The sequence below is a fragment of the Hymenobacter negativus genome (genome assembly GCF_017571495.1).
Taxonomy (GTDB): Bacteria; Bacteroidota; Bacteroidia; order Cytophagales; family Hymenobacteraceae; genus Hymenobacter; species Hymenobacter negativus.
In genome coordinates, this window is record NZ_JAGETZ010000009.1 from 203,786 (window position 1) to 217,414 (window position 13,629).

Annotated in this window: 14 protein-coding genes; 3 read left to right on the forward strand and 11 right to left on the reverse strand. The window is 61.0% G+C overall.

What is annotated here, in order from left to right; all coding sequences use genetic code 11:
* Positions 1-15 precede the first annotated feature (15 nt).
* The 4 genes from J4E00_RS18730 to J4E00_RS18745 form a co-directional block, all read right to left on the reverse strand.
* Positions 16-2,397 carry a DUF5682 family protein gene (locus tag J4E00_RS18730; protein ID WP_208176786.1) on the reverse strand — a complete coding sequence of 794 codons (2,382 nt, stop codon included), beginning with the start codon at positions 2,395-2,397 and terminating at the stop codon, positions 16-18.
* A 39-nt stretch (positions 2,398-2,436) separates the two neighbouring features.
* Positions 2,437-2,982, reverse strand: a complete 546-nt coding sequence (locus J4E00_RS18735) for a 2OG-Fe(II) oxygenase (RefSeq protein ID WP_208176787.1) — start codon at positions 2,980-2,982, stop codon at positions 2,437-2,439.
* A 64-nt stretch (positions 2,983-3,046) separates the two neighbouring features.
* Positions 3,047-3,676 (reverse strand): SMI1/KNR4 family protein, encoded by a 630-nt coding sequence (locus tag J4E00_RS18740; RefSeq protein ID WP_208176788.1) that lies wholly within the window; start codon positions 3,674-3,676, stop codon positions 3,047-3,049.
* 122 nt (positions 3,677-3,798) lie between these two features.
* Positions 3,799-4,701 carry an NAD(P)/FAD-dependent oxidoreductase gene (locus tag J4E00_RS18745; protein ID WP_208176789.1) on the reverse strand — a complete coding sequence of 301 codons (903 nt, stop codon included), beginning with the start codon at positions 4,699-4,701 and terminating at the stop codon, positions 3,799-3,801.
* 140 nt (positions 4,702-4,841) lie between these two features.
* On the opposite strand from J4E00_RS18745, the gene J4E00_RS18750 reads away from it, so the two are divergent.
* Positions 4,842-5,015: a hypothetical protein gene (locus J4E00_RS18750; protein WP_208176790.1), complete on the forward strand. Its 174-nt coding sequence runs from the start codon at positions 4,842-4,844 to the stop codon at positions 5,013-5,015.
* Between the two features lie 86 nt (positions 5,016-5,101).
* On the opposite strand, the gene J4E00_RS18755 is transcribed toward J4E00_RS18750, so the two are convergent.
* The 6 genes from J4E00_RS18755 to J4E00_RS18780 all read right to left on the reverse strand — a co-directional run bounded on the left by J4E00_RS18755 (position 5,102) and on the right by J4E00_RS18780 (position 8,762).
* On the reverse strand, positions 5,102-5,386 hold the full coding sequence (locus tag J4E00_RS18755) for a DUF202 domain-containing protein (RefSeq protein WP_208176791.1): 285 nt from the start codon (positions 5,384-5,386) through the stop codon (positions 5,102-5,104).
* 41 nt (positions 5,387-5,427) lie between these two features.
* A complete protein-coding gene (locus tag J4E00_RS18760; protein WP_208176792.1) occupies positions 5,428-5,643 on the reverse strand; it encodes a hypothetical protein in 216 nt (71 codons plus the stop codon).
* A 227-nt stretch (positions 5,644-5,870) separates the two neighbouring features.
* Positions 5,871-6,161 carry a hypothetical protein gene (locus J4E00_RS18765; protein ID WP_208176793.1) on the reverse strand — a complete coding sequence of 97 codons (291 nt, stop codon included), beginning with the start codon at positions 6,159-6,161 and terminating at the stop codon, positions 5,871-5,873.
* A 190-nt stretch (positions 6,162-6,351) separates the two neighbouring features.
* On the reverse strand, positions 6,352-7,350 hold the full coding sequence (locus J4E00_RS18770) for a hypothetical protein (RefSeq protein WP_208176794.1): 999 nt from the start codon (positions 7,348-7,350) through the stop codon (positions 6,352-6,354).
* 39 nt (positions 7,351-7,389) lie between these two features.
* Positions 7,390-7,968, reverse strand: coding sequence for an SMI1/KNR4 family protein (locus J4E00_RS18775; RefSeq protein ID WP_208176795.1), 579 nt, complete (start codon positions 7,966-7,968; stop codon positions 7,390-7,392).
* Positions 7,969-8,036: 68 nt separating this feature from the next.
* Positions 8,037-8,762, reverse strand: a complete 726-nt coding sequence (locus J4E00_RS18780) for an SMI1/KNR4 family protein (protein ID WP_208176796.1) — start codon at positions 8,760-8,762, stop codon at positions 8,037-8,039.
* Positions 8,763-8,974: 212 nt separating this feature from the next.
* Here J4E00_RS18780 and J4E00_RS18785 point away from each other — a divergent pair, with 212 nt between their 5' ends.
* A complete protein-coding gene (locus tag J4E00_RS18785; RefSeq protein WP_208176797.1) occupies positions 8,975-9,709 on the forward strand; it encodes an ATP-grasp domain-containing protein in 735 nt (244 codons plus the stop codon).
* A 451-nt stretch (positions 9,710-10,160) separates the two neighbouring features.
* The gene (locus tag J4E00_RS18790; protein WP_317196645.1) at positions 10,161-11,927 is read left to right on the forward strand and encodes a serine hydrolase domain-containing protein; all 1,767 of its coding nucleotides are present in this window, start codon (positions 10,161-10,163) and stop codon (positions 11,925-11,927) included.
* Positions 11,928-12,016: 89 nt separating this feature from the next.
* Here the strand turns inward: J4E00_RS18790 and accC are convergent, their stop codons facing one another.
* Positions 12,017-13,528 carry an acetyl-CoA carboxylase biotin carboxylase subunit gene (gene accC / locus J4E00_RS18795; RefSeq protein ID WP_208176799.1) on the reverse strand — a complete coding sequence of 504 codons (1,512 nt, stop codon included), beginning with the start codon at positions 13,526-13,528 and terminating at the stop codon, positions 12,017-12,019.
* Positions 13,529-13,629 lie beyond the last annotated feature (101 nt).

Below are 13,629 nucleotides of genomic sequence, written 5' to 3' on the forward strand. Positions count from 1 at the left end.
CGTTGTGCGCCACCTCTATACGCCTATCAGCTCCCGCAGCGTGGGGAGCACCCGCGCCCCACGCTCCCAGTCAAAGTCTTCCACTTCCTGCGTTACTGAAATTGACGCATCCGTGCTCGCAATTTCCAGAATCTGCCGCCGTTCGGGCAGCGAGAAGTCGGTGAAGGCGCGGCGCAACAGGGGCACGATTTCGCGGAACGTGTCCTCGTTCAGCTCGCCCAGCCAGTGGTCGAGCAGGCCAAACAATTCGCGGTGGTGGATGAGCAGCAGGCCGCTGCCGCGCAGAAAGCCCTCAATCCAGGCGGTGGCATAGTCGGTAGGCTGGGCTGGAGCCAGGGCCAAGCCAAGGACCGTGGCAGTAGCGTCAGAATCGGTTTGCTGGGCGTCGAAAAGCAGGCGGGAAACCGCCCCGGCGAGTAGGCCGCTGCTGGCCGGGTTGCGCTGCACAGCGGCCAGGGCGGCGTACCAGTCGGCCTCGTGCGCCTCGTGCTGGAGCAACCGAATGGCTTGGTGGGTGGCTTCGACGCGGGTCAGGAGGGCCTTGGCGGCATCGTAGTCGAGGCCGGTGCAGGCGGCGGGCAGGCCAATGCACAGGCGCGGCACCAGTTGCTGCACCACCTGGGCCACCTGCGCGGTGTCGGTGCGACGCACGTTGCCGTAGCGCAGCACCTGGGCCAGCGGGGGCAGGGCGGCCAGTAGGTGGGTCACATCCCGGGTGTCGGCCCCGATGGTTTCGAGCCGTGCCACCAGCGCCGGAATGGCCGGGCCAAGGTCGGCGCGCAGGGCTTCTTCGAGTAGGGTACTCACGGCTTCGAGCGTGGTGGCTTCGGCGGCGCGGGCAGTGGCGCGGGCCACGGCGGCGGCCAGTACGGTATTGCCCCAGCGGCCGGCTTCAATCACGGCCAGGGCCATTTCGGGTTCCCATTCCAGGGTCCAGAGCTCGTGGAAGGTGCCGCTTTTGCCGGCCACTTCTTCCGGCTCGCCCCAGTTGATGGCCAGCAGGCGCAGGCGGTGCAACAGGTGGCTGCGCTCCAGTTGCGTGGGCTGTCGCAGGTCCAGGTCCAGGTCCTTGGGGGTAGCCTCGGGCTTGAGGCGCAGGGATTTTTGCTGCTGCGCCAAATCCTGCTGCAAAGGCGTAGCGGGCAGCCCGGCCGGTACTTCGCCCAGCTTGTGGCCAATGACCAACTCCTTTTGCACCAGCGCCAGCGGCTCGGCGTAGCCCCCGCCCAAAATGGCCACGGCGGCTTCCTGCAACTCGTCAATGCCCGGCAACGCCAGCCCGCGCACAGTGGCCAGCGCCGCCGCCAACCGTACGCCCTCAATGGCGTGGGCCGAGGAGGCGTCTACGTCCTGCCCACGCAGCAGGCGAGTGACGCGCACCATCCAGTGCGTCAGCACTTCCGCGCGGGGCTGGGTAAACAGCAACTCGTACCAGGCCGGCGACAGCACGCCAGCACCGTAGCCGGAGCTAAACGAGAGCCGCTCGTAGGTCCACGGAATCCAGGTGGTTTCAGTGGGTACTTTTTTCAAGCCTTTGAGGCGGGCTTTGTCTTCTTTCTTCAGCAACTCAGCCCTAAGTACCGGGGCGTGCCAGGCGCCGCACACTACCGCCACGCGGGGGTAGCCCTGGGTCAGCGTGGTGCGCAGCGTTTCGCGCATAAAAGCTTCACGCAGCAACGTTTCCTCGGTTTCGGGGCGGTGCAATTCTTCTCGCAATGCGGTCATCAGGTCCAGCACCACGGCGAAGGTGTCGGCGTTACCAGGGGCGTGTTCGAGGTGCGTTTCCCACCACTGCTCAGAGTCGGTGTAGCCGGCTAGGCGGGCAATGTAGGCCACAGGGTCGGAGTCGACCTCTGCATCAACCATCCCCCCTAATTCCTTCTCCAAAACAGAGGCGACACCGGCATTGCCTTCTTCAGCTTGCTCGGTAAAGGGCGCTTCGGTGGGGGCGGAAGCTGCTTCATTTGCGGCTACTTTGTCAGCGGGATTGATGTCCGGTGCCTCGTCTTTTTTGGAGAGAGAATCCGGGGGGGCAGGCGACGCGGAGGGCGTCAGAACTGCCACCGCATCCCGCATCCCAAACCGCAGGCTCATCGGCAAATCCATGCACCGCACATGGGCTCCGTTCCGGGCGCACCAGTGCACTGCCTGCCATTCCGGCGAAAACTCCGCGAACGGCAGAAACGAGGCCTGGCCTTGCTGCTTGGGGTTGTAAACCAACAGCGCTACCGGCGGCACCAGCTCTGGGTTGGTGGCGGTGGCCAGCGCGGCTTCAGCATCTGCCGGGCATTCGAGGAGCACGATATCGGGCCGGAAGTCTTCGAGCGCCGCCACGAGGCTGGCGGCGCTGCCGGGGCCGTGGTGGCGGATACCAAACAGGCGGAGGTCAGAGGGCATAAGCTTGCTTCAGAGGATTGGTAGAGGTTAGAGGTGAAATCACATGTCCTGATACAGGACATCGGTGCGTAACACATATTTGCGGCCCTGCAGCACCGGACAGCCTTTGTGGCGTAGCTCGTGGCGGAAGCAAAGGGCATTGCCGAGCTGCGGTACCACCGTCAGGCCTTCAAATTCGGTTTCTCCGCCTTCAAATTCATCGTTGAGATACAGCAGGAAAGTCCAGCGACTAGCCACGGACTCGTTCAAGCGAATACTACCGTCTTTGTGCTTGTTGAATCGTTCGCCCACGTCGTAGCGGTAAAATCGAAACAGCTCATAGAAGCCAATTGCAGCAGCCCCGTCAGGCTCGGCGGACAACAACGGCCGGGCCCGCTGCCACAGTTGCTCCGCCAAAACCGGGTTGTGGTATTCCAAACGGTAGTTGTTTCGAATGCCTTTCATCATTTGCGCTCCGGCTGAGGTGCTCACGCCGGCCTCGGCAAAGCCCAGCCGCTCACTATCCCTAATCAGCTCGGCGCACTCCTCCGGCGAAAGAAAATGCTTGATTTCAAAGATGGAGTCGGTAATGGGGGCGAGCTGCATAATCAAATCCGTTGGTGGTTATTCGTTGTTGGTTGTTAGTCGAAGTCGTGCCGTGAACTGACAACTATCCAAAAGTAGCCCAACGCTTGGTGCTTGGCCAGTTGATGAGGTCGATTTCGGCATCGGGCGAGAGGTATTCGTTGCCGTCTGCCAGCGCGTCGGGGTCGAGGAAGTAATGGCCGTGCTCCAGGTCGTGAGCAAATTCGGTGAGGAGGGCCACTACTGAATCGGCGACGGGGAAGGCGGTTTCCAACTCCTCATCCACTAGAATTACCTGGCCGTAACGGTGGCCTTCTACCGGGTCCAAATCCACGCAAAGCCATACGTGCGAGCCATCGAAGCCCAGGCAGAGCCACTGCGGACGCTGGGCATTATCGGCTTTGATAGCAGGATGGGCCCGGCGCAACGGCTCCGGTGCGGTGGCGGCGGTGCGGTGCTGCCAAATGGCCGTCACTGCTGCTAAAGGGAGAAAGCTGATGCCATAAAAGAAGCTGCCGAAGTTATCGGCGTCCTCGTTCAGGCCATCGTGGCGGCGGTACAGGGCCTTGTAATCGGGGGGTAGGTGGTGGCCAAGGGCGGCTTCCAGTGCTTCCAGCTGGGCTTCGGAGGCGCTGGGGTTCAGGCTTTCGTGCAGGATGCGTGGCGCGTGGGCCGCCAGCCAGTGGGCAATGCGGGTGAGGGCGTTGTTGACCATGGCAGCAAGGTAGCCGCGAAAGCCCTAACATGATGAAATCATGCGCCGCAGCCATGCGCCGCAATTGCCCCGAAAAAAGGCCGGGCCGCGGCTACGAATGCACCCCCGGCCCGGCCCACGTCTCAGCGGAATCTTTCCTCAATAAGCTCCTTATTGATGAGCGCCCCGGCCTTCGAGCCTGCCGCTACGGCCGCCGCCAGCGCCCGCATCGGCGTGGTATTGTCGCCGGCTGCAAATACCCCCGGCACGCTGGTACGCTGGAAATCATCGACCTGTACGTAGCCCATTTCGGTAAGTGCGCACCCCAGCTGCTGGGCCAGCGTGCCGGGCAGCTGAAACGGCACACGGGCAAATACCGCATCCAGCGGTTGGCTCGTGCCATCGGCCAGTTGTACGGCGCGGAGCTGGCCCTGCTCGTGCGTGAGGCCGCTGATGGCCGTTTCTACCAAGGCAATGCCGTGGCGAGCCAGCGTTGCTTGCTGCTCATGGGTAAGCGTAGCCGGGCCGTTGGTGAACAGGGTAAGCTGCCGTGACCAATTATGAATCAGGCGGGCAAAATCAAACCCCATATCGCCGTTGCCCAGTACGCCGAGGCGCTGGTCGGCCACCTCGTAGCCGTGGCAATAGGGGCAGTGCAGCACCGAAATACCCCAGCACTCCGCAAAGCCCGGTAGGGCCGGAAGCAGGTCGACAATGCCCGTGGCCAGCACCACCTTTTGGGCCTTGATACTCGTCCCGGCGGCAGTTTGAATGAGGAACCCACCCTCCGTCGGAACCGCACTCAGGGCCTCGTCAGCGCGAAGCTCGATGGTGGGGTAGTGCAGCACCTGCTCGATGGCCTGGGTGCGCAAAGCGGCCGGCATGGCCCCATCCTGGGTGAGGAAGTTGTGCGAGTGGGGCGTCTGGCGGTTGCAGGGCCAGCCTGTGTCGAGGATGAGCGTGCGGCGGCGGGCCCGGCCCAGCGACATGGCTGCCGAAAGGCCGGCGTAGCTCCCGCCAATAATCAGAACGTCGAATTCTTGCATGAAAAAGAGGAAATAAGCGGCTTGCAACCAGCGCAAGCCTGATGGCCTGACGCGGCCGCGGCTGCTTCCTTACAAACCGGCACCAGCATTCACAGCTGGCCGACTTCGTGCCAGGGCAATAAACCCGCCGCGCCGGCATCATGGGCGCGCAGGACCGAATACTAAAGGCTATCAAAAACACCCTTACCACCCACGGCGTCGACCTGCCGTTTCCGGCCCAGCAAATTCTGTGGCACGACCAGACCGAAGCTACCGACAGCAACTGCCAGCACCAGCGCCAAGGCTGGCTCGCCTGGAAATGTACCGAAACTTAAGTCTGAAATTCAAATAGATAATCGGAAGGATGCATCGGCCGACGGAGCCGAGAAACCAGCCTAGTCCCATCCCCTAAATTACGCTGCTACTGAAGCTGCCGGGCGGCTACAACGGCTGCAATGCGGCGGTGCTTGGCCCGAAACCGGACCCAGCCCAGCCCGGCGACGCCCAAGCCGAAGGGAATGAAAAAGGCCCCAATCCAGATGAAAACGTAGTCGCGAAAAAAATTAATTAGCGAAAGCCCTGCAATAACCAGCGCCATGCCCGTGCGCAGGTAAGCCAGCCATGTGCGCTCGTTGGCCAAGCGGGTGCGCTCGAGGGCCAACTCATCGCTGAGGCTAAGCGGGGGCGGACTGTTGAAATCGGGCATGAGGAGTGAACGGAAAAGCAGCTTTAGGGGATGCAGCACCGCTAGCCCGGCGGCAGCGGCGGAATGGTACTACCTGCCTCCGTACCGGTGCGGGTGGCGCGGTAATGGGGCGACATAATTTCGACCCCGGCGCGGGCAAACTCGTCCTGAATGTGCTGGTGCAGTTGCGAATACAGCCCGGCCTGCCGGTGGGGCAGCCGGATGTAGGCGTTGATTTGGTAGGCCACGTAGAAGTCGTCGAGGCTGGTTTGCAGCACGAAGGGGGGCGGGCGTTGCTTCCACGCCCTCGGTGGCGCGGGCGGCGGCCGGCAGCAGGGCGTGCACCTGGGGCCAGGGCACGTCATAACCGATGGTGACGGTGGAGTGCAGAACGAGCCCTGGAGTGCAGATGGCTCGAAAAAAGCGGTTCAGGCCATAAATCAGACCCATTAGCATCAGCAGCGTGAGCACGGCCAGCACACCACGTTTCAGCAGCTCAAGTAAGCTACTGGTTTGCCGGGCTGCCAGCAGGTGCGTGCGCAGAACCGTGAGGTATTGCCGGGCCACCGCCGCCCGGGGCTGGCAAGGCATCGAGTCGGCGGGCAATGGCCTCGGCCCGCTCTTTCGGCCCAAACGCCCCCACCCGGCCATACACCCGAAACAGCGTGTCGGCCGGGGCCAGCACCACGGCAGCCCCGGTGGGCATCGGCAGGGGCACCAGCGAATCAGGTGCTTGCGCTGCTGCCCCAAAACCAGCAAGCAGCAGGCTTAGGTAAACAAGAAAGTGAAGTTTCATGGTGAAATGACGTTGATGCACTGCCGGAAGCGCCACCAACCCGATGCAGCCGGCAAGGTAGGGAGTCTGCTCTGCCGGCTACGGTTGAGCGCACTTCCCAGGAAACTGGTGGCGTCTGTCCCACGTTCGACCGGCCGAAACGGGTCGGAGCGGCGTGCGCATTAACCTGAAATACCCTGTAGGGGTTGCTTCAGCAGTCATAATCCTCCACGCGGTTCACTACCAAACCCACCTGTTGCTTAAGGGCTGCTGCTAATGCCCCGAGGCCTGGCGTATCATACTCGTCGCTCAGCCGCAAATCGCCAATGCGGAGCGTGAGGCCACCACTGCCCTTGGCCGGGCGTAGGATGACCAGCTCCACGGCCGGCCCGTTAGAGATAAGTAGTACCGTGTCCCAGCGCGTCGAAACGGCCCACTCGGCCCGGCCGGGCACGGCCCACAGCGCGATTTGGTGGTCAGTAAGCTGGTCCTGTATTTGGATAGGCGTTTCCAGGAGGCCTTCGCGGTAGAGCGCCCGTTGCGACTGCCTCAGCAGCGTATTGGAAAGGGCCGGATAGGGGTCTTCGGCCGCAAAGTTGGCCATCATGAAGCCGCCCTGAGCCAGTTGGGTGGTGAAAACCTGAAGCGGCCCGGCCAGTTGGCCAGCCGCTGCTTGTAGTGCCGCCGACTGGTTCCGTGCGGCTTCGTAAAACGGCCGGGCCGCTGCAATTTCATCTTGCCAGTCCAGCCATAAGCCGGCTGCCGCAGGCCCGCCCTGCTCGTGCCGCACCCCTCCAAAAACCGACAAAGAAATTATCACCTCCGGCCGCCGCCAGCGGGCCGAGTACATCACGCTGCCCGGTCCGCGGTGCCAGGTATTGGCCGTGAAGGCAGCTTCGGCAGGTGGGCCCAGTAGGGCGGTCAGCGGCGTCAGCCAAGGCTCCGGCACGGCTGCCATCCACTCCCCCAATGCGAGGGCGGCCAACTGGTAGCTCACCTGCATGATGGGCTTGTGCGCGGCGGGGGCTCGCAGGTTACATTCCGTAGCCGCCAGCCCAAAAACCGACTGGCAGGCCCCGCGCAGGTTGGGCCAGCCGCCATAGGGCTCCCACCACGTATGGCCCGGCAGCAGCGCTTCCGCCTCGGCCAGGGTGCTGCCCCAGGCAATGTAGGTGTCGTTGACGGGGAAACGGTGGGAGTTGAAGGGCATGGAGTAGAACGATTGAAATTCAGTAGTATTTCAGCAAACTCAGCCCGCCACAAATTCCAAGGGGAAGCCCACGGGCGGCTCCAACTCAAAATTGGAAACCTCGTCGTCGGTGAATTCGGTTTTGGTTAGCGCGGCGGTTTCGTAGGCTTGCACCATGGCTGCCAGCCAGGCGGCGACGGAGGGAAAGACCACCGTGCGCGCTTCGTAATCGTGCCAATGCTCGATAAGCTGGCCGGGCTGGCCGGTGAAGGTGCCTTCCAAATCAAGACAGAGGTGGTCGCCGCTGCCATTTGTGGCAAACGGCAGCCAGCCTGGCCGCCACCAGTTGGGCACGAAGTCGCCGTCGGCCAGCAGCTCGCAGTTGATGCGCATGGTGTCGGCCATATCATCCAGCGAAGGCAGCGAATAGAAGCCAACCAAGCTATCGAAGCATATGGGCGCCTGCCCATCGTGCCAGCCAAACCACTGGTGCAGCTCCAATGGCAGTTTCAATTGAAACTCGGTTTCGAAGGCCGCCAGCGCGGCAGCCGGGGCCGGCGGAGCCAGTTGGGCGTAGTAAGCGGGGCGATACTGTTGTAGCAGGGCATCGAGGCGGGCCAGCAATTGGGCGAAATCCATGGGGGAGGAAGGCGGTAATTATCGAGGCGATGTTGGAAACAGAACTTGTCCCGTCAATGCGTTAAATGTCATTGTGGAAAGTGCTCGAAGGTCGTATCCAGGTGCTCAAACGGCATCTCCCGCCGCAGGATTTCCTCGAATTCCGGGCTCGGCAGCAGCATTTCCACGGTGTACTGCCGCCGGGGCAGCACAATGGTTTCCTGGCCCAGGGGCCGGGCATATATTTCGGTCAGCTGGGCTGCCCAAGCCGGTCGCAGGTACGGGGCAATAGACTGCGCCGCCCGCTGCAAATCGAGCCGCAGCTCCTCAAAATTGGCGTATCCGGTCAGGTCATACTCATCGAAAGAGGTGGCCCGGTCCAGCATTTCCCTAAAAATAAAGGCTTCCAGCGAGGGCGCCAGCACGATGGTGGCGTTTTCGTCGTGGCGCGAAAGCGTAATGGGCGTTTCGCCGTTGGCGGCCAGAGTGGGGCAGAAGGCATATAGGTCGCCCCCGCCGGTGTGGCCCAGCGGCACAAACTGGTAGGTGCTGCCCCAATCCTCGCCCAGCAGGTCTGGCACCGTCTCGGGCGCGTACAGCTCAAAATCCTGTGCGAAAAGCAGCATGGGTGGCTTCTGCCGTAAGCGAGGAAAGATATCCGCGTACCAGTTGCGGTTCGGGTAGCCTCCGTCGAGAAACCAGTCCAGCATGCCATCGCGGTAAAGCCGGCGGTAAAGCTCCGGCAGCACAAAGCGGTATTGATGTTCGATGGCGGAGATGGGGTCTTGGGTGGAGTTTTGGGACTGGTCGGGCATTTAGGATAAAGGAATTAACGCTGGCTCAATATACAGTTTTTAGTCAGGCTGCTGCTTGGGTGGTGAGTGGAGATTGCAACGCTGTTGAGCGGGGGCGTGTATTGAACGTGAGCCTGCGCAGGAGTGTGGCAGTAGTGCGAACGATAGCTTCCACAAGCCAACCTCCGAAATTGCTCTAGCTTTATCCTCTGTTCCCATTTTCCCTTCTCGTTATGCGTGCCCATATCCACTTTGCCCACGGCCTGCCTCAGAGCGTCAATAACTACCTCGCCCTGGACGGCTTCCAGCAAATGGGCTGGGAGATTGTGCCTTATACCGACGAAGAGCCGGTACATGATAATGCCCCCGATGAAGTAGTCGTGGGCCATATTGCAGCCGTGCGGGCCAGCCTGCGCGCCCTTGGCCTAGCCGTGCCCGCCGAGCTGGGCTACCCCGAGGCGCTGCTGCCGTTTCTGGGACGGCGGCTGTGGCAGAGCACCATCAACGCAGTGGCTGCCGATGCCAGTCAGTGGCCGGTATTCGTAAAGCCAGTGTACGATGCCAAGAAATTTACCGGCGTGCTGGTGCGCGGTGTGCGCGACTTGGTGGGCTGTGGCGACCAGTACCAAGACACGCCCGTTTGGTGCGCCGACCCGGTGCAGTTTGTTGCTGAATGGCGCTGTTTCGTGCGCTATGGCCGTATTCTTGACGCCCGGCCCTATAAAGGAGACTGGCGTGCCCACTTCGACCCGGCCGTAGTAGAACAAGCCCTGGCGGCGTATCTACCCGATGCGCCAACGGCTTTTGCCTTAGATATCGGCGTCACGGCCGCCGGAAAAACTGTGGTGGTGGAGGTCAACGACGGGCACTCGTTGGGCTCTTATGGCCTGATGCCGCTGGCGTATGCTAAGTTTCTGTCGGCGCGCTGGGCTGAAATGACGGGAAGTGAGGACTATTGCAATTTTTGATTGGTTTTGAGAAGGTAATTTACCCGCTGCTGATAGCCATGCTCCGGTTTGCCTTAAAAAGTGGTGCACCGCAGAGGCAATTGAATCGATGAGCTACTCGAAGTAGCCTGCATTACTCGCATTAAAGAAGCCTAATATGCTTCGGTGCAATAATGCGATAAGTCAATTCATGAAAAAATTCTGTTTGCGCTTTTATGTGTTTTTAACTATTTCGGCAAGGGAGGTATAAATATCGAATATTAGCTTATAAATTCATTAGAGCTTCATGGTGATGCCTTCAAGCCAGCTGATTGGTTTTTCTTGTAAAATCAATTAGCTAAGAAAAATCAAATTTTATTCAGAAAGTTTGAAATTGATTTATTAGACCAATGCAATAAATTTGCTAGGTCAAACGGATGAGCTAAGAATAGCAGAGTCGGGAAGTTGACTTAGTGAATCCGTTTTGAAATTTGTGTTCACCCTGCTGCTAGGGTTGCTGTGCTTGCGGAGCGTCGCTCAAACCGGTATTGCCGAGCCGGAGCTTGCGCATTGCGATGCCTCCATGCAGCAATTTATGAGCCGTTGGAACGTGCTCGGTGCCTCCGTAGCCATCAGCAAAGACGGCAAGCTGGTGTACGAACGGGCCTTTGGCTACGCCGATGTGGCCCGCACCGTGCCCATGCAGCCCCACAACCTGCTTCGGGTAGCCAGCATCTCCAAAACTGTGACGGCCCTGGCCATCATGAAGCTGGTGGAGGATGGACAGCTCAGCCTCAGTCACAAAATTTTCGGCTCCGATGGCTACCTCAACGGCCGCGCCTATGCCAAGGAAATCCGCGACCCTCGCCTGCGCAGCATCACGGTGCAGCACCTGCTGGAGCACAGCGCCGGCTGGGACCGCGCCATTGGCTGCGACGGCTACGAGGGCTGCGACCCCATCGACTTCCCTACCCACGTAGCCAAGGTAATGCACGTACCCAATCCCGTGGGCGACTCTACCATTATCTGCTATATGCTGCGCCAGGGGCTAAATTTCGGCCCCGGCACCCGGTTTGCCTACTGCAACGTGGGCTACCTCATCCTGGGCAAAGTGCTGGAAGCCGTGACGCAGCAGTCCTATGAGACTTGGGTGCGCCAGCACGTGCTGGAACCCACCGGCGTGCTTGAAGCCCACCTTGGCCACAACCTGCCCGCCGCCCACTTAGAGCGCGAAAGCAGCTACCTGAGCCGCTACCGCATGCGCTCCTGCTATAATGGCAGCCGGCAGGTTCCCGCTGCCTACGGCGGCTTCAATCTGGAAGCCATGGGCGCGCATGGCGGCTGGCTGTTCACCGCCCGCGACCTGGTACGCCTTGCCCTGGCCGCCGACGGCTTCGACTCGCGCCCCGACCTGCTTTCGGCCGCCACCTTGCAGCGCATGACGCAGCCCTCCGCCGCTACGCCGCAGTATGGCAAAGGCTGGATGCTGGACGGCGACACTTGGTGGCACACCGGCCACCTCGATGGCACCGCCAGCTTGCTGGAACGTACTGCCAACGGCTACACCTGGGCCATTTTGCTGAACACTGCCAATGGCTCGCCGCAGTTCTGGGAAGACCTGAAATCGCTGGGCTGGTTCTGGATAGCTGGTGTCAAAACCTGGCCTACGCATGACCTGTTCGCGCCTGCTCAAAACGCCTCTCACCTGCAGGTCACTGCCCCCGATGCCGCCCACACCCGCCTCGCCTGGACCAACGGCAGCGGCACCCACCGCCTAGTGCTGCTCCGGGCCGACAGCCCCAGCACCGCTTTCCCCCTGGATGGCACCGCCTACGCCGTATCCAGCATGCTCGCCGACGGCACCATCATCGCCGCCAATACCACCGACAGCACAGCCGACCTGGCCCACCTCAACCCGCAACGCACGTACTACGCCCGCATTATCGAGTACCGCCAGGATGCTACCACCGGCAATCAGCCCATGTATACGCTGGATGGCAACCCCCGTGAAGTGCTGTCCCCAGCAGCCTTATCCCAGCAGTTTCCACCGCTGGCCCTCACCACCAAGCCAGCCAAGCGCAAATGGTGGCAGTTTGGCGCAGCAGCCCGCCAAGTAGTAAATGCTTCAAATGCACCAACAACGGAAAGCTCATCTGCACCAGAAGGCGCTGAACTCATGCCATCAGTTACGAAGACCCGTTTTCTGCGTGTGCGCCGGGCCTGGCGAGCAGGTTTTGCGCACCTTGGGAAGCAGCAGTGACAGTAGCGAAAAGCCTGCGCCGCGTTGCTATGCCCACTCACCGTTCCTGTGGGCATAACAACGCGGCGCGGGCCAAATAAGTGAGGGCGCTACCGCACGCCCAGCCGGTTCCGCCGCCAGCCCGAAACTTCCGCCCCAGCCGTTTCACCAGCGACGGCCGCTGCTTTGGGTTTCTTGGTTTCCAATAGCATCGCGCCCAGCGCGGCGGCAACTTTAGCGGTGGCCTCGTTTGGGGCGGTGGGGGCGAGGTTGGCCGGGGAGAAATGGTCTTTGATGAAGTTGGTATCGAAGTCACCGCTCACGAAGGCGGGGTGCGTCAGCACGTAGCGGCCAAAGCCCAGCGTAGTTTCGATGCCCGTAATTTGATACTCTTCAATGGCACGCAGCATGCGGGCAATGGCTTCAGCGCGGTCGGCTCCGAAGGTGACCAGCTTGGCAATCATCGGGTCGTAGTAAATCGGAATGTCCATGCCCTGCTCAAAGCCGTCGTCCACGCGCACGCCGGGCCCCTGAGGGCGCACGTAAGTGCTCAGGGTTCCGATATCCGGGAGAAAGTTATTTTGCGGGTCTTCGGCGTACACGCGCAGTTCCAGCGCGTGGCCGGTAATGCTGAGGTCTTCCTGGGAGAAGGCGAGGGGCTCGCCCTGGGCCACTTTAATCTGCTCCTTTACCAGGTCGAGGCCCGTGATTTGCTCCGTCACAGGGTGCTCTACTTGGAGGCGGGTATTCATTTCCAGGAAGTAGAAATTTCGCTTATCATCAAGCAGAAATTCCACGGTGCCGGCCCCAGCGTAGTTGCAGGCGCGGGCCACGTCCACGGCACAGCGGCCCATTTCGGCGCGCAGCTCGGGCGTGAGCACCGACGAAGGGGCTTCTTCAATCACCTTCTGGTGGCGGCGTTGGATGCTGCACTCGCGCTCAAACAGGTGCACGATGTTGCCGTGCTCGTCGCCCAGCACCTGGATTTCAATGTGCCGTGGGCCCGTCACGAACTTCTCAATAAACACTGCCCCGTCGCCAAAAGCCGAAACAGCTTCGTTAATAGCTAGCTGCATCTGCTCCTCAAATTCGGCCGCGTCGTTCACAATGCGCATGCCCTTGCCGCCGCCGCCGGCCGACGCTTTAATCAGAATGGGAAAGCCCACTTCCTGCGCAATCTGCTTGGCGGCGGGCACGTCGGATATGGCTTCGTCGGTGCCAGGCACCAAGGGAATATTATAGGCCTTCACGGCTTGCTTGGCCGAAAGCTTGTCGCCCATCATTTCCATTGCCTCGGGGCTGGGGCCTACAAAAATCAGCCCCGCCTCGCGTACCATGCGGGCAAAGCCAGCATTCTCCGACAGAAAGCCGTAGCCGGGGTGAATGGCGTCTACGCCCAATTCCTTGCAGACTTCGATGATTTTATCGCCGCGTAGGTAGCTATCTTTTGAAGCCGGTGGGCCTACGCACACAGCCTCATCGGCATAGCGCACGTGCAAGGCGTTGCGGTCGGCTTCGGAGTAGATGGCCACGGTGGCAATGCCCATTTCCTTGGCGGAGCGCAGGACGCGCAAGGCAATTTCGCCCCGGTTGGCGACGAGCAGCTTGGTGATTTTTTTCATGGGTGGGGTTGGAGCAAATCAATCAGCACGTCATGCCAAGCGCAGCCGAAGCATGACGTGCTGATTAGGGTAATGTTCAGAAACACTCGCAAAGAAACTGC

Excerpts from the sequence above, each read along its gene's own strand:
- J4E00_RS18730 (WP_208176786.1), bottom strand. The coding sequence starts at position 2,397 with ATGCCCTCTGACCTCCGCCTGTTTGGTATCCGCCACCACGGCCCCGGC.
- J4E00_RS18740 (WP_208176788.1), bottom strand. The coding sequence starts at position 3,676 with ATGGTCAACAACGCCCTCACCCGCATTGCCCACTGGCTGGCGGCCCAC.
- J4E00_RS18780 (WP_208176796.1), bottom strand. The coding sequence starts at position 8,762 with ATGCCCGACCAGTCCCAAAACTCCACCCAAGACCCCATCTCCGCCATC.
- J4E00_RS18765 (WP_208176793.1), bottom strand. The coding sequence starts at position 6,161 with ATGAAACTTCACTTTCTTGTTTACCTAAGCCTGCTGCTTGCTGGTTTT.
- J4E00_RS18735 (WP_208176787.1), bottom strand. The coding sequence starts at position 2,982 with ATGCAGCTCGCCCCCATTACCGACTCCATCTTTGAAATCAAGCATTTT.
- J4E00_RS18750 (WP_208176790.1), top strand. The coding sequence starts at position 4,842 with ATGGGCGCGCAGGACCGAATACTAAAGGCTATCAAAAACACCCTTACC.
- accC (WP_208176799.1), bottom strand. The coding sequence starts at position 13,528 with ATGAAAAAAATCACCAAGCTGCTCGTCGCCAACCGGGGCGAAATTGCC.
- J4E00_RS18785 (WP_208176797.1), top strand. The coding sequence starts at position 8,975 with ATGCGTGCCCATATCCACTTTGCCCACGGCCTGCCTCAGAGCGTCAAT.
- J4E00_RS18745 (WP_208176789.1), bottom strand. The coding sequence starts at position 4,701 with ATGCAAGAATTCGACGTTCTGATTATTGGCGGGAGCTACGCCGGCCTT.
- J4E00_RS18775 (WP_208176795.1), bottom strand. The coding sequence starts at position 7,968 with ATGGATTTCGCCCAATTGCTGGCCCGCCTCGATGCCCTGCTACAACAG.
- J4E00_RS18770 (WP_208176794.1), bottom strand. The coding sequence starts at position 7,350 with ATGCCCTTCAACTCCCACCGTTTCCCCGTCAACGACACCTACATTGCC.
- J4E00_RS18755 (WP_208176791.1), bottom strand. The coding sequence starts at position 5,386 with ATGCCCGATTTCAACAGTCCGCCCCCGCTTAGCCTCAGCGATGAGTTG.